Origin of the sequence: Obesumbacterium proteus (assembly GCF_001586165.1) — a bacterium.
GTDB classification, from domain to species: Bacteria; Pseudomonadota; Gammaproteobacteria; order Enterobacterales; family Enterobacteriaceae; genus Hafnia; species Hafnia protea.
Genome location: NZ_CP014608.1, coordinates 2,475,804 through 2,493,804, shown reverse-complemented (window position 1 = coordinate 2,493,804; position 18,001 = coordinate 2,475,804). Strand labels below are relative to the sequence as shown.

13 protein-coding genes are annotated in these 18,001 nt (G+C 49.2%); 6 read left to right on the top strand and 7 right to left on the bottom strand.

Annotation, left to right across the window (positions count from 1 at the left end):
* Positions 1 to 118: 118 nt before the first annotated feature.
* From mscK to acrR, 3 genes are all read right to left on the bottom strand, one after another.
* Positions 119 to 3,484 carry a mechanosensitive channel MscK gene (mscK, locus tag DSM2777_RS11870; protein ID WP_061554058.1) on the bottom strand — a complete coding sequence of 1,122 codons (3,366 nt, stop codon included), beginning with the start codon at positions 3,482 to 3,484 and terminating at the stop codon, positions 119 to 121.
* Positions 3,485 to 3,648: 164 nt separating this feature from the next.
* Positions 3,649 to 4,002: a DsrE/DsrF/TusD sulfur relay family protein gene (locus DSM2777_RS11865; protein WP_046457376.1), complete on the bottom strand. Its 354-nt coding sequence runs from the start codon at positions 4,000 to 4,002 to the stop codon at positions 3,649 to 3,651.
* Positions 4,002 to 4,706, bottom strand: coding sequence for a multidrug efflux transporter transcriptional repressor AcrR (acrR, locus tag DSM2777_RS11860; RefSeq protein ID WP_046457377.1), 705 nt, complete (start codon positions 4,704 to 4,706; stop codon positions 4,002 to 4,004). The genes DSM2777_RS11865 and acrR overlap by 1 nt, the downstream gene beginning before the upstream one ends.
* Before the next feature lie 139 nt (positions 4,707 to 4,845).
* On the opposite strand from acrR, the gene DSM2777_RS11855 reads away from it, so the two are divergent.
* Both DSM2777_RS11855 and DSM2777_RS11850 read left to right on the top strand, forming a co-directional pair.
* Positions 4,846 to 6,036: an efflux RND transporter periplasmic adaptor subunit gene (locus DSM2777_RS11855; protein ID WP_061554057.1), complete on the top strand. Its 1,191-nt coding sequence runs from the start codon at positions 4,846 to 4,848 to the stop codon at positions 6,034 to 6,036.
* A 45-nt stretch (positions 6,037 to 6,081) separates the two neighbouring features.
* On the top strand, positions 6,082 to 9,234 hold the full coding sequence (locus tag DSM2777_RS11850) for a multidrug efflux RND transporter permease subunit AcrB (protein WP_061554056.1): 3,153 nt from the start codon (positions 6,082 to 6,084) through the stop codon (positions 9,232 to 9,234).
* Positions 9,235 to 9,403: 169 nt separating this feature from the next.
* Here the strand turns inward: DSM2777_RS11850 and pgm are convergent, their stop codons facing one another.
* Positions 9,404 to 11,050 carry a phosphoglucomutase (alpha-D-glucose-1,6-bisphosphate-dependent) gene (gene pgm, locus DSM2777_RS11845; protein ID WP_040045689.1) on the bottom strand — a complete coding sequence of 549 codons (1,647 nt, stop codon included), beginning with the start codon at positions 11,048 to 11,050 and terminating at the stop codon, positions 9,404 to 9,406.
* A gap of 83 nt (positions 11,051 to 11,133) precedes the next feature.
* Positions 11,134 to 11,673 carry a replication initiation negative regulator SeqA gene (seqA, locus tag DSM2777_RS11840; RefSeq protein WP_046457380.1) on the bottom strand — a complete coding sequence of 180 codons (540 nt, stop codon included), beginning with the start codon at positions 11,671 to 11,673 and terminating at the stop codon, positions 11,134 to 11,136.
* A gap of 278 nt (positions 11,674 to 11,951) precedes the next feature.
* Here seqA and ybfF point away from each other — a divergent pair, with 278 nt between their 5' ends.
* The 4 genes from ybfF to fur all read left to right on the top strand — a co-directional run bounded on the left by ybfF (position 11,952) and on the right by fur (position 14,696).
* Entirely contained in the window at positions 11,952 to 12,722 is a 771-nt protein-coding gene (gene ybfF, locus DSM2777_RS11835) for an esterase (protein WP_061554055.1), read from the top strand.
* Positions 12,723 to 13,002: 280 nt separating this feature from the next.
* Positions 13,003 to 13,278: a LexA regulated protein gene (gene ybfE / locus DSM2777_RS11830; protein ID WP_025800680.1), complete on the top strand. Its 276-nt coding sequence runs from the start codon at positions 13,003 to 13,005 to the stop codon at positions 13,276 to 13,278.
* Positions 13,279 to 13,399: 121 nt separating this feature from the next.
* Complete coding sequence (fldA, locus tag DSM2777_RS11825; protein ID WP_025800679.1) at positions 13,400 to 13,927, top strand: flavodoxin FldA; 528 nt, start codon at positions 13,400 to 13,402, stop codon at positions 13,925 to 13,927.
* A 319-nt stretch (positions 13,928 to 14,246) separates the two neighbouring features.
* Positions 14,247 to 14,696 carry a ferric iron uptake transcriptional regulator gene (gene fur / locus DSM2777_RS11820; RefSeq protein WP_061554054.1) on the top strand — a complete coding sequence of 150 codons (450 nt, stop codon included), beginning with the start codon at positions 14,247 to 14,249 and terminating at the stop codon, positions 14,694 to 14,696.
* Between the two features lie 270 nt (positions 14,697 to 14,966).
* Here fur and DSM2777_RS11815 read toward each other — a convergent pair whose 3' ends face one another.
* Positions 14,967 to 17,639 (bottom strand): beta-N-acetylhexosaminidase, encoded by a 2,673-nt coding sequence (locus DSM2777_RS11815; RefSeq protein WP_061554053.1) that lies wholly within the window; start codon positions 17,637 to 17,639, stop codon positions 14,967 to 14,969.
* 19 nt (positions 17,640 to 17,658) lie between these two features.
* Positions 17,659 to 17,988: a ChiQ/YbfN family lipoprotein gene (gene chiQ / locus DSM2777_RS11810; RefSeq protein ID WP_040045686.1), complete on the bottom strand. Its 330-nt coding sequence runs from the start codon at positions 17,986 to 17,988 to the stop codon at positions 17,659 to 17,661.
* Between the last annotated feature and the right edge of the window lie 13 nt (positions 17,989 to 18,001).

Sequence of the window (18,001 nt, the reverse complement as noted above, 5' to 3'; positions counted from 1 at the left end):
CTCAGTTAACAATCGAAGCTTATAGCGTTAATTAAGCGTGCTATTCAATGCTTAGACAAACGCTGTAAGCTTCCATTAAAACCAGCAGAGCCGAAATCAAATCATAATAGCAACGTGATTATGCCAATGATTCATCGTTGGCTTTGCCGTCCAGATCTTTTTTAATTACCTGAACTTCTTTGCCTTCTTGATTATGCAGATACACTTCCAACTGATTAAACGCGATATTAATGTCATTTTCACGACACAGCTGATCGATTCGGCGATTCAACTCGTCAACCGTATAGCTGCGGTCGCGAAGTTCACGGACGTATAAACGCAGCTCATGATCTAATGTGCTCGCCCCAAACGCCAAGAAAAACACCTGCGGTTCAGGATCGGTCATTACGCGTGGGTTTTCTTTGGCCGCTTGCAGGAGAACATGCTTCACTTTATCCAGATCGGAACCATAGGCAACGCCCACTTTTATCAATAAGCGGGTGGTGGTATCAGATAATGACCAGTTAATCAGCCGTTCAGTCACAAACGCCTTGTTCGGGATAATCACCTCTTTACGGTCAAAATCGATGATTGTGGTGGCGCGAATACGAATTCGGCTTACCGTGCCTGAGAACGTCCCGATAGTAATGGTATCGCCAATGCGAATTGGGCGTTCAAAGAGGATGATTAGGCCAGAGATAAAGTTTCCGAAAATTTCCTGCAAACCAAAGCCCAGACCAACCGATAACCCTGCGGCAAGGAACTGTAGCTTGTCCCATGACACCCCCAGCGACCCGAAGAAGATTATCGTCCCTACCACAATGATCAGATAGGTCAGAACCGTGGTGATGGCATAGGAAGAGCCTTGGCGCATTTGGATACGCGAGAGCACCAGCACTTCGAGAAGACCGGGTAAGTTGCGCGTTAAGATATAGGCAATAACCACCGATACCAAAGCAAAGAGCACGCTGCCTAACGTCACGGCCTGTAAGGTCTGATTTGCACCTGAACCGCTGCTGTAATGCCACAGAGTGATGCTGTCGAGGTAGGAGATCACCGTAACCAAATCGGACCAAATCCAATACAAAACACAGCCAAAGATGAGGAATAGCACCATTGTCGTCAAGCGCAATGATTGGCTATTAATCTGATCAATCGCCAGTGGCGGCTCTTCCACCGGCTCTGAACCCTCCGCGCCTTCACGTGCGGTATTTTGCTGACGGCGAGCCAAAGCACGTCGATAGGCTAAACGCCGTGCGGCAACGCTTAGTCCACGGATAGCCGCCGCATAAATAATGGTCCACAGGATCATTAAATAGAGGCTGTCGAGCCAGCGCAGGCCTAGACTGAGCGTTGTATAGAGGTAGCCGAACGCGGTAAGAACCATCAGCACCAGCGGCGTCATGGCTAATAACGTCACCATGATGAGTCGTACTGTGTGAGAGTTTTTCTCCCGCCATGCGTCGCGGCAAATGGGGAAAACAAAAGCGGTAATCAGCGCTAGGGTGATGAGCACCGCAACTTGACCAATCACATCTTCACTCAGACGCAACGGTGCTTTTTCACCCAATACACACCAGAAAATCAGCGGAATTAACGTTACCCCAACTCGACGTGTTACGCGGCGATAGTGCGCGCACAGCAGCGGAGAGAGATTAAAATGTTTTTCCGACACGCCTTCCGGCGCTAAAAGGCGATATGTTGTGCTGATAACCATCCAGAACATGGCAAACTGCAACGACAGCGCCCACATAAAATTATTAATACTAATATCTGAGCGATAGAACCAAAAACCCACCGCCAGTATCAATAGCGTACCGGGTAATCCTTTCACCATCAGCAGCCCGATGGCTTTTGGCGTATGCAGCTGTGTGTCCCGTTTCAACTGGCCGACTTCGTTACCAAGCTTTTCCAGAAGCTCATTAATTCGACGATAGCGCCAACGGAAAAGGCCAAAGAGGATCAGCAAGGGAATGAAAACGAACATGGAGCTCAGAGCGCCTTCCGCCAGCGCTCCCGGCTTGAGATCGAAGTGCAGGGATTGGGCCTGAACTTTTAACGCATTAGGAAGATCCATAAACCAATTGAGGTTCATGGGCTTATTACTGCTCACCCAGAAAATTTGCTGAGTCAGCGTATGCTGAAGGTATTCATTTACGCTCAGCAGCTGTTGCTGATTGATTTGCAGGCTAATGGCTAGGGTTAACTGGCTGCCGAGCTGCTTATTGAGCTGATCCAGCAGTTCACGGCGAGCATCAACAATATCTTCGAGCGCGCTAACCACATCATCAGACGGCTTATCCTTATTTTGGCTCAGCAACTGAGTGACGTAATCCGTTCCTTGGAACAGCGCATCTCGCTTTTCGTTGATGTCGAACTGTTCCAAACGGAGATCGGCAATCTGCGTAGCAACATCGTTGGTCAGTTTTTCCGTAGGCAGATTTTGTTGCTGCTGGTAGAGAATGCGCGACAGCAGCAAGCTGCCCTTCAGCACCGTTATCTGCTCTTTCAAATTACGCTCTGCCTGTAGAGAGCGATCTAGCCAGTTTTTGATGCGGATATTTTCCTGAACCAGCGTGTTCACGCCTTCAGTCGCTTCAATTAACCGCTTACTCAATTGGCGGTTAATATCGAGTTCACGCCCAATAATAGGATCCTGCTGAATATCTTGAGTCGCATCATCGGGATTTTGCGCTTCCTGCGCCGTCTTTTCAGACTGCGTTAACCGCTTGCCGTTTTCTACCTCGCGAACCAGTTGAACCATGTGCTCTAACTGATTGATTCGGGCATTGGCATAGTCACGCTGCTTTTGCAGCGAGTCTTGTAACGCGGTATTAGCCGATAAGCTTTGGCGCTGGTAGTCGAGTGACATATTCAGCATCGCCATCTGCGTATTCAGCATATTTTGCTGCGTTGGACGCATATTGCTGGGATCGGATAGCGCGTTTCGGATTTGCTGAATCTGCTGTGACGTCGCCATCATGCTGCTTTGCGCACGCTCTGGCTGGGTCTGTAGGGAAATAAGCTGACTATTAAAATTCGCTAAATCTTCCTGCGCGCTTTGCAGATCATCCAGCGTGCTGCCCATTCTGTTTTCTAGCTGGCGCAGAGAAAGCGTCGACAGCGACGAACGCGTAACGGCTTCGCTATCGGCTTGCTGAATAGATTCTAACCCACTGAGTGCCTGATTTAGCTTGAGTGGAGCCTGCTGGATCTGCTGTTTGAGCTGCTGGCTTTCTTGCTTGATACGATCGATACCGTCGAGGTACTCGAGCGTTTTCATCAAATCCTGCTGCGAGAGCTTTTCTCCCGGCGACAAAGATTTCTGTTTACCTAAAGAATCTAACTGATTCTGTACTTCAGCCCGCGTCGATATATCGCCACTCAGCGCTAAAGCATAATCAGGAACCAATAAGATAAGCACGCTAATAATTAGTGAAATTAAATAAAACTGTGCGCGCCGAGTTAATTGAACAGAGCGTAACGTAATGCAGCCAGCCATCATGGAAAGAGATCGTTTAACGGGAAGAGTAGATTAGCGTAGCACGAAGATATTAAGACAATGAATAGGCAAAGACCGAAAATGAAATCTATTTTTTGTACAATAAATAAGGACGATATTTATGTGGGAATTAACCCCTATCGTCCCCATGACGGTTCAATATAAAATTAGAACGTAAGCACCTTATCTGCGGCTAGCGTCCACTGGGCCAGCTCAACCAGCGTGCCAATCTCAACGCCATCAATCAAAGGTAACGTACTGATTCCACGACCATCGGCGCAGGTTTTACACAGTTTAAAAGGCACCTGCTGAGCGGTCAGAATTTCAATCATCTGCTGGAGATTATAGCCCTCATGCGGCTTCTGTCCGGCTAAACCCGATGTGACGGCATCAGACATCAAAAAGATTTTCAGCGCGATCTCGCCCTGCTGTTCTTTCATCGCAATAGCCAAGCGCAGCGCATTAAACAACGATTCTTGGCCATAACCGGCCCCATTGGCGATCAAAACAATTTTCTGCATCAGGATTTCCCTCTGTTAAGCGGCGTCATCGCCACCGCACATGCCGGCGCTTCAAACGGCATGCTAACAGCGCCATGCAGGAGATGTTCGCTGTACTTGATCATGTCGATAAAGCTGTCGACCATAAATGAAGCTTCTGCTTTTAAATCAAAGCTTTCTGGCAAAAATAACCAGCTTTCCATTATACCTGTTATATACGAGCGCATCATTACCGCTGTGCGCCGAGTGTTAAGTTCAGCGGGCAACTGTTGACACTCAATACAGTTACGTAGCACATTTTCAATGCGCTCAAAATTTTCGAGGTACAAAATCTTGCGAATATCAGCTAAAGAACGCATCTCGCCGACAAATTCGCATTTATGAAATATAATTTCCATCAACGCTTTACGGCGTGGGTCGTCCACGGTTGCGACCAAGATGTAAATTAGGATTTCGCGTAAAATCCTAAGTGGATTATCTGGATACTTTGCTTGATACTCTATCTCTAAGTCACTGACTTTTGATTCGGTCAGGTTCCAGACTTCATTAAAAAGGTCTACTTTATTTTTAAAGTGCCAATAAATCGCGCCACGCGTTACACCAGCCGCGTTGGCAATATCCGTTAGCGAGGTAGCGGACACACCGCGTGCGGAAAACTCACATACTGCCGCTTCAAGTATTTGCAGTCGGGTTGCTTGAGCTTGCTCTTTGGTTTTTCGTGCCATGGCGTTATATTTTTAATGTGCTTTGATTTACATACATTCATGAATGTATGTACCATAACATGCAGTTTTAATTAGCGCAGCAATGGGTTTTCACAAATGAATCAATACCCATTTAACAATCGAACTCTTGAGGTTATCTATGAATAAAAACAGAGGGTTAACGCCTCTGGCGGCCGCGCTAATGTTTTCTGGTAGTTTACTTCTTACAGGATGTAACGACGAAAACGAGCAAAAAGGTCAGCAAAGCGCACCTGAGGTGGGTGTTGTGACGCTGAAAGCTGAGCCGTTGAACGTCACCACTGAGCTTCCTGGACGTACATCTGCATATCGCATCGCAGAAGTTCGCCCACAGGTTGGCGGCATCATCCTTAAGCGTAACTTCGTGGAAGGCAGCGACATTAAGGCCGGTTCTTCCCTGTATCAAATCGATCCAGCAACTTATCAGGCCGCTTATGACAGCGCGCGTGGCGATTTGGCTAAAGCTGAAGCCGCTGCAAACATCGCTCACCTGACAGTAAATCGCTATAAGACATTAGTCGGTACTAAGTACATCAGTCAGCAAGAATACGATACAGCTGTTGCCGATGCGCGTCAGGCCGATGCAGCCGTTACCGCTGCAAAAGCCGCAGTAGAAACTGCACGTATCAATCTGGCGTATACCAAAGTGACTTCACCAATCAGCGGTCGTATTGGTAAATCCAGCGTGACCGAGGGTGCTTTGGTGACTTCAAATCAGGCTAATGCGCTGGCAACCGTTCAGCAACTTGACCCGATTTATGTCGACGTCACTCAGTCAAGCAACGACTTCCTGCGTTTAAAAGAAGAGCTGGCTAACGGTACTTTAGAACAGGAAGGCGGTAAGGCTAAGGCTGAACTGGTATTGGAAAATGGTCAGGTCTACGCACAGAAAGGCTCTCTGGAGTTTTCTGACGTCACCGTTGATGAAAGCACGGGCTCAATCACTATTCGCGCCGTGTTCCCGAATCCTAAAGGCGATTTGTTGCCTGGCATGTTTGTGCGCGCTCGTCTGGATGAAGGTATCAAAAACAATGCGTTGCTCGTTCCTCAGCAAGGCGTCACCCGTAATCCTCGCGGTGAAGCAACCGTCATGTTAGTCGGTGCTGACAACAAAGTTGAAAACCGTACCGTAACCGCAGCGCAAGCCATCGGTGACAAATGGTTGGTGACTGATGGTCTGAAATCCGGTGACAAAGTGATTGTGACTGGCTTGCAGAAAGTTCGTCCAGGCGTGCAAGTGAAAGTAGAAGAAGCTTCTGCAGGGAACGCTTCAACAAAAGATGCAGCGGCTAGCGAACCGAAGAAGTCTTAAGTGATGCTCGTTGCTGATACATTGATAAAAAGGAGCCAGTAATTCATGGCTAAGTTTTTTATAGATCGACCTATATTCGCCTGGGTTATCGCCATCATAATCATGCTGGCCGGTACGCTAGCGATTATGAAACTACCGGTGGCGCAATATCCAACGATTGCCCCGCCGGCGGTGTCGATCTCCGCAGTCTACCCTGGTGCTGATGCGCAAACGGTGCAGGACACGGTCACACAGATTATCGAACAGAACATGAACGGTATCGATAATCTGATGTACATGTCCTCAACCAGCGACTCATCGGGTAGCGTGTCGATCACGCTTACCTTCCAGTCTGGTACTGACCCGGATATCGCACAGGTTCAGGTGCAGAACAAATTGCAGCTAGCAACGCCGTTGCTGCCGCAAGAAGTTCAGCAGCAAGGGATCAGCGTTGAGAAATCCAGTAGTAGCTTCCTGATGGTTGCTGGCTTTATTTCTGAAGACGGAAGCATGTCTCAGGATGATATCGCCGACTACGTGGCTTCCAACATTAAAGATCCGATCAGCCGTTCCGAAGGGATTGGTGACGTGCAGCTGTTTGGTGCCCAGTACGCGATGCGTATCTGGTTAGACCCAAATAAGCTGAACAACTACCAGATGACTCCTCTGGACGTGATCAACCAGATCAAAATCCAGAACAACCAGATTGCAGCTGGCCAATTGGGTGGCGCTCCTCCGGTTCCTGGGCAGCAGTTGAACGCCTCAATCATTGCGCAAACGCGCTTACAGACACCGGAAGAATTCGGCAAGATCCTGATGAAGGTTCAAACCGACGGTTCTCGCGTGCTGCTGCGTGACGTAGCCAAGATTGAGCTAGGCGGCGAAAACTATAACGTTATCGCTCGCTTTAACGGCAAACCTGCCGCAGGTCTGGGGATTAAACTGGCAACCGGCGCTAACGCATTGGATGCCGCTGAAGGGGTCAAAAAAGAGCTGGCTAAGTTACAGCCCTTCTTCCCTGCCAGCATGAAGGTTGTTTATCCATACGACACCACGCCGTTCGTTAAGATTTCCATCAACGAAGTTGTGAAAACGTTGCTGGAAGCTATCGTGCTGGTGTTCTTGGTTATGTATCTGTTCTTGCAGAACATTCGTGCAACCCTGATCCCAACCATCGCGGTTCCGGTGGTTCTGTTAGGGACCTTTGCTGTGCTATCGGCCTTTGGCTATTCGATAAACACCCTAACCATGTTTGGTATGGTGCTTGCGATAGGCCTCTTGGTGGATGACGCCATCGTTGTGGTGGAAAACGTTGAGCGTGTTATGGCCGAAGAGGGCCTACCACCAAAAGAAGCAACGCGTAAATCCATGGAGCAGATTCAGGGCGCCTTGGTGGGGATTGCGATGGTACTGTCCGCAGTATTTATCCCAATGGCATTCTTCGGTGGCTCAACCGGTGCGATTTACCGTCAGTTCTCCATCACTATCGTTTCCGCGATGGTGCTGTCAGTACTGGTGGCGATGATCCTGACACCGGCTCTGTGTGCCACCATGCTCAAACCGATCGAAAAAGGCGGCCACGGTAAAACCACCGGCTTCTTTGGTTGGTTTAACAACATGTTCGATAAGAGCACCGAGCACTATACGAATTCCGTTGCGGGCATTCTGCGTGGTACCGGTCGTTATCTGCTGATTTACCTGATTATCGTTGTCGGTATGGGCCTGCTGTTTGTCCGTATGCCAACGTCATTCTTACCGGATGAAGATCAGGGTATTGCTCTGACCATGGTTCAGTTACCGGCTGGTGCAACGCAAGAACGTACCAACAAGGTTCTGGCAGAAGTCACTGATTACTTCTTGGATAAAGAAAAAGCTAACGTTCAATCCGTCTTTACCGTCAGCGGCTTCGGCTTCAGCGGTCAAGGCCAGAACAACGGCTTGGCCTTCGTCAGCTTGAAACCTTGGGATGAGCGTACCGGTGCCGATAATAAGGTTCCGGCCATTATCGCCCGTGCAACTGGCGCATTCAGTAAGATTAAAGATGGCTTGGTGTTCCCATTCAACCTGCCAGCGATTATCGAACTGGGTACGGCAACCGGCTTTGACTTTGAACTTATCGATCAGGCTGGCCTTGGCCACGAAAAACTGACCGAAGCGCGTAATCAGCTGTTAGGCATGGCCGCACAGCATCCCGACACCGTGGTTCGTGTACGTCCAAACGGTTTGGAAGATACGCCGCAGTTCAAGATCATCGTCGATCAGGAAAAAGCACAGGCGTTAGGCGTTTCGATTTCAGACATCAACCAAACGCTGTCTACCGCGCTGGGTGGTACTTATGTGAACGACTTCATCGACCGTGGTCGTGTGAAGAAAGTTTACGTACAGGCTGATGCGCCATATCGTATGCTGCCGAACGATATCAATAACTACTACGTCCGTGGTGATGCAGGACAAATGGTACCGTTCTCAGCGTTCTCATCATCAAAATGGGAATATGGTTCTCCGCGTCTGGAACGTTATAACGGCCTGCCATCCATGGAAATCCTTGGGGAAGCTGCATCGGGTAAAAGTACCGGTGAAGCCATGGCTCTGATGGAAGATTTGGTCACCAAGCTGCCTACCGGTATCGGTTTTGACTGGACAGGAATGTCCTATCAGGAACGTCTATCAGGTAACCAGGCTCCGGCGCTGTATGCCATCTCGCTCATCGTGGTCTTCCTGTGTCTGGCAGCATTGTATGAAAGCTGGTCAATTCCGTTCTCCGTTATGCTCGTCGTTCCATTGGGCGTTATCGGTGCACTGTTGGTAGCAACGATGCGTGGTATGAACAACGACGTTTACTTCCAGGTAGGCTTGTTGACGACCATCGGGCTTTCGGCCAAGAACGCCATACTTATCGTCGAGTTTGCTAAAGACTTGATGGATAAAGAAGGTAAAGGGCTGATTGAAGCGACGTTAGAAGCGGTACGCATGCGTCTACGTCCAATCTTGATGACGTCTCTGGCATTTATGCTGGGTGTTCTGCCATTGGCTATCAGTACGGGTGCAGGTTCTGGCGCACAGAATGCGGTAGGTACAGGCGTAATGGGCGGTATGGTTACAGCAACCATTCTGGCTATCTTCTTCGTACCGATGTTCTTTGTGGTTGTTCGTCGTCGCTTTAATAAAGGCGGTGAAGATATCGAACATAGCCACCCTGTTGACCATCAGGTGAAATAGTTTATTTCCCTGAGTCGTCCTCGATAGGCTGATATTTTTCAGCCTGATAAAACGCCCGATGAATCTCATCGGGCGTTTTTTTATATTGAAAACGTCACCGCTATTTACCGGCAAATCGGAGACATAAAAAAAGCGCCGTTAAAGGCGCTTTTTAGAATTTCTGAAGAGCTTATTTGGCGCTAGCGAGCACGGCACTCACAATATCCACCGCTTCTTTCTCGATTCGCTGGCGATGCTCAGCACCCAAGAAACTTTCGCAGTAAATTTTGTAGGCTTCTTCTGTGCCAGACGGACGTGCGGCAAACCAGCCGTTGTCAGTCATCACTTTCAGCCCGCCGATAGACGCGTTGTTGCCCGGTGCTTTAGTCAAACGCGCGGTAATCGGATCGCCCGCCAGTTTGTCCGCTTTAACCATCTCAGGAGAGAGCTTCGACAGTGCATCTTTCTGCGCATGCGTAGCCGGTGCCTGAATGCGGTTATAGCTTGGCGCACCAAAACGTTCAGCCAGCTTATTGTAATGCTGCTGTGGGTTTTCGCCGGTTACCGCGGTGATCTCAGCGGCAAGCAGGCACATAATGATGCCGTCTTTATCCGTTGACCACGGCGTACCGTTAAAGCGCAGGAAGGAAGCACCCGCGCTTTCTTCGCCACCAAAACCAAAGCTGCCGTCAAACAGACCATCAACAAACCATTTAAAGCCGACAGGAACTTCCACCAGCTTGCGGCCTAAATCATTTACAACGCGGTCAATCATGGCGCTGGATACCAGCGTTTTACCTACGGCAACATCAGCGCCCCACTGAGGGCGATGCTGGAACAGATAATTGATAGCAACCGCTAAGTAGTGATTCGGATTCATCAGGCCTGAAGGCGTAACAATACCGTGGCGATCGTAGTCTGGGTCGTTAGCGAACGCTAAATCAAACTGATCGCGCAGCGCCAGCAAGCCCGCCATAGCGCTTTCCGATGAGCAGTCCATACGGATCACGCCATCGTGATCTAAATGCATGAAGCGGAATGACGGATCGACGTGATCGTTCACCAAGGTCAGATCAAGTTTGTAATGCTCACCAATTCGCTGCCAGTATTCGATGCCGGAACCGCCTAATGGATCGACGCCTAAATGCAGGCCTGAGCGCTGAATGGCTGGCATATCAACGATATCAACCAAACCTTCAATGTAAGGCTGCACCAGATCTTTGGCATGCACCAAGCCGCTTTTCCACGCTGCGTCGAGTGTTTGGCGCTTCACGCCCTGCAAGTTAAGGCTTAACAGTTCATTGGCGCGCTGCTCAATCACCTTGGTGAGGTCGGTATCTGCCGGTCCACCATTTGGCGGATTGTATTTGATACCACCGTCTTCAGGCGGGTTATGCGAAGGCGTAATGACGATACCGTCAGCCAATGCCGCATTCTTGTTGCTGTTGTGAGTCAGAATAGCGTGAGAAACCGCAGGTGTTGGCGTGAAACCGTTATCCTGCTGTACCACGACATCCACGCCGTTTGCCGTCAGAACTTCCAGCACGCTGATAAACGCAGGTTCAGATAAACCATGGGTATCTTTACCCACGATACACGGACCTTCGATGCCATTCGCTTTACGCACTTCAACAATTGCCTGCGCAATAGCTAAAATGTGCGCTTCGTTAAAGCTATGGCGCTGAGCGCTGCCACGGTGACCAGAAGTCCCGAATTTTACCGCATGCGACGTGTTACCCACTTCCGGCGTCAATACATAGTATTGAGAAACCAGTTGAGCCACGTTAATCAAATCGCTCTGCTGGGCAGGCTGCCCGGCACGGGGGTGATTTGCCATGGTCACTACTCCCTACGCTATTACGCTTATATGGTTGAGTGCCTAATCGCGCAGCTAATACTTGCGATTAGGCAGTTCTTGAATTAGATGGTCCCGCAAACTTTTTCAATCAGTTCGGCTGGGAACTGCATCGCCTGCATGATGTGTTCAATCATGCTGCGCTTGCGATCGGTGTTGGTGTTGGTGATCACCCAGTAAGGCGTGCCCGCAACATGTTTAGGCTTGGTATGCGTGCCGTTTTGCAGCAGCGTTTGCTGATCGCCTGCGAAATAGACACGCGTGCGGCCATGCAAGGATTCCGTTGCCGCAGCGAATCCTTGGTTATCAATAGAGTAAAGCGTTGAAAGTACCAGCATGAAGCGGTTTACCGCTTTGTTCTGCTCTGCATATTCATCAGACAGCAACAGCTCACGCATGGTACGAACGCGGTCTACCGGACGGGTAGACACCGGAGCAGCCACTGGCGCAGCGATGACGGCAGGCGTCACAGCCGGAGCAGCAGTCGCTTTATGTTCAGAGACTTTCAGCAGGCGGCGCAATATGTCAGAAGCACTCTCACCGATACTTTGCGTGTGGCTTGCAATGTAGCGGTACAGCTCCTCGTCGACTTCAATAGTTTTCATCATTATCCAATACAGGTTTACGACTTAATCAGCAGGATTATAAAGTCAAACGCCTCATGCGGATAGCGTAAACCCGATGCTCTGATCAATTCAGTGAGTTTTTTCCCAAACTTATGGAAAGAATACCCTTAATTTTTGCTGGATAACACTCGGTGACTAACAATCATGCTTAGTCGTGGTAACCTATTTGTTACAACATAAGATTCTTCGCACTCTCTCTTGCCGCATGTTTAGCGCATGGGTTCATGCGAATAGACGCAACGAATAGACTTAACGATATGAAACTCAACTACCGCGAACATATTCCGGCTCAACAAGCCCTGTTTCCACCGGCATTACTGATCCACGGCTTATTCGGCAGTTTGGATAATCTTGGCATATTAGGCCGAGATTTGCGCAACGATCGCCGTGTGATTCAGGTTGATATGCGCAATCACGGGCACTCACCGCGCTCAGAGCGCATGGATTATGCCGCGATGGCCGAGGATTTACTGGCGCTGATTGACGATCTTTCTTTGTCACAGTTGGATGTCATTGGGCACTCAATGGGTGGAAAAGCCGCCATGACGCTGGCCGCGCTTGCTCCCGAACGTATTCGTCGCCTTGCCTTGCTGGACATTGCGCCCGTTGATTATCAGGTTCGTCGTCACGATACGATTTTTGCTGCCATCAACGCGGTGACGGAGGCACAGGTGGCGCGCCGCCAAGAGGCCGCTGAAATCATGCGCGGCTATATCAACGAAGAAGGCGTGATACAGTTTTTGCTGAAGTCTTTTCAGGATGGCGAGTGGCTATTTAACGTGCCGGTGCTGTGGGATCAATACGAAAATATCGTCGGCTGGCAAGAAGTCACGCCTTACCAAGGCCCTGCGATGTTTATCAAAGGTGGCTCATCGCCCTATATTCAAGATATTCATCGCGCAGCCATTGCTCGCCAGTTTCCCCATGCCAGAGCTCACGTGATTGCCGGTACGGGCCACTGGCTGCATGCGGAAAAACCCGAGCTGGTGCTACGCACGCTGCATCGTTTTCTCGACAGCGATGAATAAGCCAAACCACTTAATTTGTCGTCTTCACGACCTAACTTAACCCAAACTTCAGCCTCACCGCCGCCTCACTGTAGAAAAAAACACCATTCATCAGTGAGGTAAGTAAGATTAAGGATTGTCGCGGCTGGGGGCGCTAGGGTATTATGGCGCGCTATTATTCTGGCAGGCAGTTTTGCTGTTCAAGGATAGTGCCGGTAAAGGGTGAATGGCCCTAGTATGTTAATCATGATCTGATTCGTTACGCAGATTCAAAATTCTCCTTGTAGTACCGCTACCTGATATGGCCAAAGAACAAACGGACCGCACGACTCTGGATCTGTTCGCAGATGAACGTCGTCCGGGTCGCCCGAAAACCAACCCGTTATCTCGGGATGAACAGCTAAGAATTAACAAACGCAACCAACTGCGCCGCGATAAAGTGAAAGGACTGCGTCGCGTCGAGCTAAAAATTAACGAAGAAGCGGTTGAAATGCTGAATCGTTTGGCTCAAGAACAAAACATTAGCCGCAGTGAATTGATTGAACAAATTTTACTCAATCAGATTTTAAAATCTTAACGCCACCAGCACACAATGACGACAAATCGATACGGTTTAAAGTGCTATAGTGCGTAAAGTACGTACTGGTCTTTCTCAAGATTCTAGTTTAATTATTTGATATAAAAGGTATAAACGCGACATGGCAATCGTAGGCATTTTCTTTGGCAGCGACACGGGCAACACGGAAAACATCGCTAAGATGATCCAAAAGCAACTCGGAAAAGACGTTGCTGAAGTTCATGACATTGCCAAAAGCAGCAAAGAAGACATCGAAGCATTCGATATTCTTCTGCTTGGCATCCCAACATGGTATTACGGCGAAGCTCAGTGTGACTGGGATGATTTCTTCCCTTCTCTGGAAGAGATCGACTTCAACGGTAAACTGGTTGCTCTGTTTGGCTGCGGCGACCAAGAAGACTATGCAGAGTACTTCTGCGACGCAATGGGCACCATCCGTGATTTGATCGAGCCACGCGGCGCGACCATCGTTGGTCACTGGCCAACTGCGGGTTACCATTTTGAAGCGTCTAAAGCGCTGGTTGATGACAAAACCTTCGTTGGTTTGGCTATTGACGAAGATCGCCAGCCTGAACTCACCGCAACGCGTGTTGATGCGTGGGTGAAACAAATCTCCGAAGAGATGAGCTTGGCTGAACTGGCTGGCTAACATGAAATTGAACCCGCTGACTGCATAAGCCAGCGGGTATTTCAGCGATTGGCGAAAGCAATTTGCAACATCTATGTAACTCATTTTTCTCGCTCTAGCCCCCGCCACCAGCAGAGTTACATATTTGTCAGTGTGTTACGTTTTATTTCCACCCTGTAGTTCCGTCCAAGTTGTTAACACACTGCGGTTTCCATTTACCGCCATCAGCTTTATAATGAATCTCAATTATATTTTCAGTTCGGTGACAATTAGGGCAACGCTGGCAGCAAATGCAGGCTATCCTAAACGTCTTCGAGCTAAGTAACGGGACAGAATCCGAATGACAGATAACAACACTCCTTTAAAGAAGGCTGGACTTAAAGTCACGCTTCCGCGTCTTAAGATTCTGGAAGTTCTGCAAGATCCAACTTGCCATCACGTCAGCGCAGAAGACCTGTATAAGAAGCTGATCGATATGGGTGAAGAAATCGGCTTAGCCACCGTTTACCGTGTACTGAACCAGTTCGACGAGGCTGGAATTGTGACTCGTCACAATTTTGAAGGCGGAAAATCTGTATTTGAACTGACCCAACAGCATCACCATGATCATCTGATCTGCTTAGACTGCGGTAAAGTGATCGAGTTTAGCGACGATTCCATCGAAAAACGTCAGCACGAAATTGCTAAAAAATATGGTATCCAGCTGACCAACCACAGCCTGTACCTGTATGGTCACTGCGCTGAGGGTGATTGCCGCGAAGACGAAAGTCTGCACGATGGCAGAGAGTAAAAACACGCGAGTGTAAATGAGGCGACCTGAGGGTCGCTTTTTTATTGCCTGAAATCCAAAGAATCCGTTTTCTCGGCAAAAAACAGACAAAAAAAAGCCCCTCAGGCAGGGGGCTAAGCAACTCACAACTAAATCACTCATATGGCTTCGGCAGATACCATAGCAACAATAATGATGATGAAACGGTATTAAGAACCACTGCATTAATACGTTATTGCGCTATTCCCTACCCCACCGGGGCAGGAAATACCGAACTTACCTATTTGGATATCACGCCTGTACCGGTTCTACGCGGCTATAGCGTTTACCATCTGGGCTCACTGAACGAATTTGAACGTCACCAGAAACGGTCGGTTGAGCTTTAGCATCATAACGCTGCCACTGCTTGCCGCCGTCTACGGAGTATTCAATCCCCAGCCCTGGCAGCGCAATGTTGGCTTCCAATTTCCCGCCCACGACTTTTGCCCCAGGAACCGGCAGGCGATATTCCACACCGGCTTTATCCATTTTCGCCAGCTCACGCTGCCCCATCAGGTTTGCAAAGCGCTGCCAATCGCTCAGCAGAGATTTTTTATCTACCAGATTGGTTTCACCGCCTTTATATTCGCGGCCCGCTTTGTAGTCCTGCTCCCAGCCCGCGCGATGCCATCCACGCTCCGCCACCGTCATAACGCGAGGATAGATTTTATACTCCATCATTTCGTCAGTGCGCGTAGTTTCACTCCACAGCTGCGCTGAGAGTCCATAAACGCCCGGCCATGGCTTATCGCTTTTCGCGGTAAAGAAATTGCCGTCACGGTCTACGGAAGTTTCCGCGTTCTGTGGCATGTTGTCTGGCGCGAAGCTGAAGATCTTACGCTCATCGTTAAAGCGAGTTCCCCAGTAGTAGCCATTTTCCTGTGGATTCACCTCATACGGGAAATCCATGTAGACGTAGTCTGGGTTAGAAACCGTTACTTCGTAGCCTTTGTTCGCCCAGTCGTTGACGGTATCAAAACCGCCCCAATAGAGCGTATCCCAGAAGTTGACGCCCACGCGCTTGGTGGCAAATGCCTTCGCATCTTTGGCATCTTTCAGACCATCCTGCCACGCCTGCATTTTTTCAATGCCGTGCTTATTGACGATCTGGCTAACTTCAATCGCAAAGTGGCTTGGGAGATGTTCCATATCTTCCACTTTGCCGCTCTTGATTAGGGTCTGACAAACCTGAGACTGCGCCCATGGTTTATCTTCTTTGCTTTGATCGATAATGCCTTTACCCGGCTCAATCTTGCCATTCTTATCCTGATAACCCGGCCCTAAGCGGATGTTTTTAGCTTCATCACCGCCGAAGTGCCACGTGGTTAACGGCTGCCCCGCCTCTTTGTGCATCTGCGCTACTTCGCCAATCACTTTATCGACAAAGCGCTTAGAAGAATCTAAGCATGGGTTCAAATAGCTCTTACGATCGTAGAACTGCACAGACGTGGTGTTTGACGTATCCGTTGGATCAACCAAACGGAATTCGTTAGCGCCCTTCTCGTCACCAGCGGCTTTCAGTTTGTCATAACGCGCTTCCATTGAAATCACAGCGGCACGCGCATGCGCAGGCATATCGATTTCAGGGATCACTTCAATCTGACGCGCCTGAGCATATTTCACGATATCGATATATTCGGCGCGGGTCAGATGGCCAGTGCCATTATTGTTAGCATCAGGCCCAGAACCTAGCTGTGGTAGCAGGCACTCTTTTTCGCTCAGGTCGTGACAGCGTTTTGAGCCCACATCGATAAGCTCTGGCAGACCGGGGATCTCAATACGCCAGCCTTCATCGTCGGTCAGATGGAAGTGGAATTTGTTCATCTTATACGCCGCCATCTGATCTAGCAGACGGTGTACCGCTTCTTTGGAATGGAAGTTACGCCCGATGTCCAAGAAAATGCCACGGTATTGGAAACGCGGCGCGTCTTTCGCATCTAAGGTTGCAATCTTCATGCTGCCATCGCTTGGCACCAGCGAAAGAATGGACTGTAAGCCGTAGAATACGCCAGCCTGATCGTAACCAATAACTTCTGCGCCCTTCGGCCCAATCATCAGCTCGTAAGCCCCTGGAACCGCTAAATCGCCTTTGAAGTTATTAACCGCAATCGCCGTTTTGATTGGGTAGCCTTTGGCATCGCTTTTCACACCTAACAAGGCGAAACGCTGCTGCGCGGCTTCTGCCGTGGCGTTGTTCAGAACGGTAAGATCCAGCGCGACGCCTTTGCTGAGGTCAACGTCCTGCTGATGGATTTTTACTTCCATCGGCGTTGGCATAATTTGGCCACGCAGGCTCTGCGCTGGCAGTTCTTTCACATCGGCGTTTTTGTCGAAGCGGGTTTCAGGCACCATCAGAACATTTTTGTCGTCTTTGGTACGCTTCCACAGATCGCCCGCAAACGGCGTCACAAACTGGCGCAAATCTTCCGTATCGGTGCTGGCAATCACTTTAGGCTTAGCATCCTGAGAAGTGACGTACCAACGCGGCATAATGTCACTTTCAAACAACTGCCAGTATTCACCAATCAGAGGAATTTCCACCGATTGACCGGCAGTAAACCCTTTAAATTTATCGGTAGGTTCAATTTTGTGTAGGTCACCGGTCACAAACGTAATTTTGAACTGTTCGCTTTTCACGTCTAGAACCTGACGTGGGTTATGGAAATAGATCGCCCAGTCGTTGCCTTTAATATCGCTATCGCTGGTTAACGTAATAACGGATTGATTACACGACGCCCAATCAGCACCCAGCGCGGCACAATCTACGCCATTCTCTGCCGCACGGTTATCGGTGACTTTCACGTTAACTTTTAGCTGACTCAGTTGGTCAACGATTTGCTGATCTGCCTGACTTGCTGCGGAAAATCCGAGCATGCCCAGTGCAGAAACGGCAACGGCCAACGTGTTTAATTTAAATTTGCTCATCCTAAAGCCCCATCCTTAATCAGTTATTGTTGCTGCGAATTTCCTGCCAAACTTTGCCACAGGCCTGCTGGTAGTTATCTCCAGCACCGGTTTTAGCCGCCTGAATACAGTTTTGGTAATCAAATACGCGCACGCTTTCCTTTTCGGCAAAGGCCTGATGCGTCTTACTTTGCTTCAACACGTCCAGCACTGATTGGCAGGCTGAGATTTTATCTGGGTTGCCTTCAGCGGTATTAATGCAGTTGCTGTAGGCTTGTTTTAATTTTGCATCTTCTTGAGGGGCAGTAGATTGCTGTACACAGGCACTTAGCCCAACAACGGCAGCGACAACCAATAGAATTTTTTTCATGTTTTTATCTCGT

What these genes read in the sequence shown, in the direction of transcription:
- mscK (WP_061554058.1), bottom strand. Translation starts at nt 3,484, where the DNA reads ATGATGGCTGGCTGCATTACGTTACGCTCTGTTCAATTAACTCGGCGC.
- DSM2777_RS11865 (WP_046457376.1), bottom strand. Translation starts at nt 4,002, where the DNA reads ATGCAGAAAATTGTTTTGATCGCCAATGGGGCCGGTTATGGCCAAGAA.
- acrR (WP_046457377.1), bottom strand. Translation starts at nt 4,706, where the DNA reads ATGGCACGAAAAACCAAAGAGCAAGCTCAAGCAACCCGACTGCAAATA.
- DSM2777_RS11855 (WP_061554057.1), top strand. Translation starts at nt 4,846, where the DNA reads ATGAATAAAAACAGAGGGTTAACGCCTCTGGCGGCCGCGCTAATGTTT.
- DSM2777_RS11850 (WP_061554056.1), top strand. Translation starts at nt 6,082, where the DNA reads ATGGCTAAGTTTTTTATAGATCGACCTATATTCGCCTGGGTTATCGCC.
- pgm (WP_040045689.1), bottom strand. Translation starts at nt 11,050, where the DNA reads ATGGCAAATCACCCCCGTGCCGGGCAGCCTGCCCAGCAGAGCGATTTG.
- seqA (WP_046457380.1), bottom strand. Translation starts at nt 11,673, where the DNA reads ATGAAAACTATTGAAGTCGACGAGGAGCTGTACCGCTACATTGCAAGC.
- ybfF (WP_061554055.1), top strand. Translation starts at nt 11,952, where the DNA reads ATGAAACTCAACTACCGCGAACATATTCCGGCTCAACAAGCCCTGTTT.
- ybfE (WP_025800680.1), top strand. Translation starts at nt 13,003, where the DNA reads ATGGCCAAAGAACAAACGGACCGCACGACTCTGGATCTGTTCGCAGAT.
- fldA (WP_025800679.1), top strand. Translation starts at nt 13,400, where the DNA reads ATGGCAATCGTAGGCATTTTCTTTGGCAGCGACACGGGCAACACGGAA.
- fur (WP_061554054.1), top strand. Translation starts at nt 14,247, where the DNA reads ATGACAGATAACAACACTCCTTTAAAGAAGGCTGGACTTAAAGTCACG.
- DSM2777_RS11815 (WP_061554053.1), bottom strand. Translation starts at nt 17,639, where the DNA reads ATGAGCAAATTTAAATTAAACACGTTGGCCGTTGCCGTTTCTGCACTG.
- chiQ (WP_040045686.1), bottom strand. Translation starts at nt 17,988, where the DNA reads ATGAAAAAAATTCTATTGGTTGTCGCTGCCGTTGTTGGGCTAAGTGCC.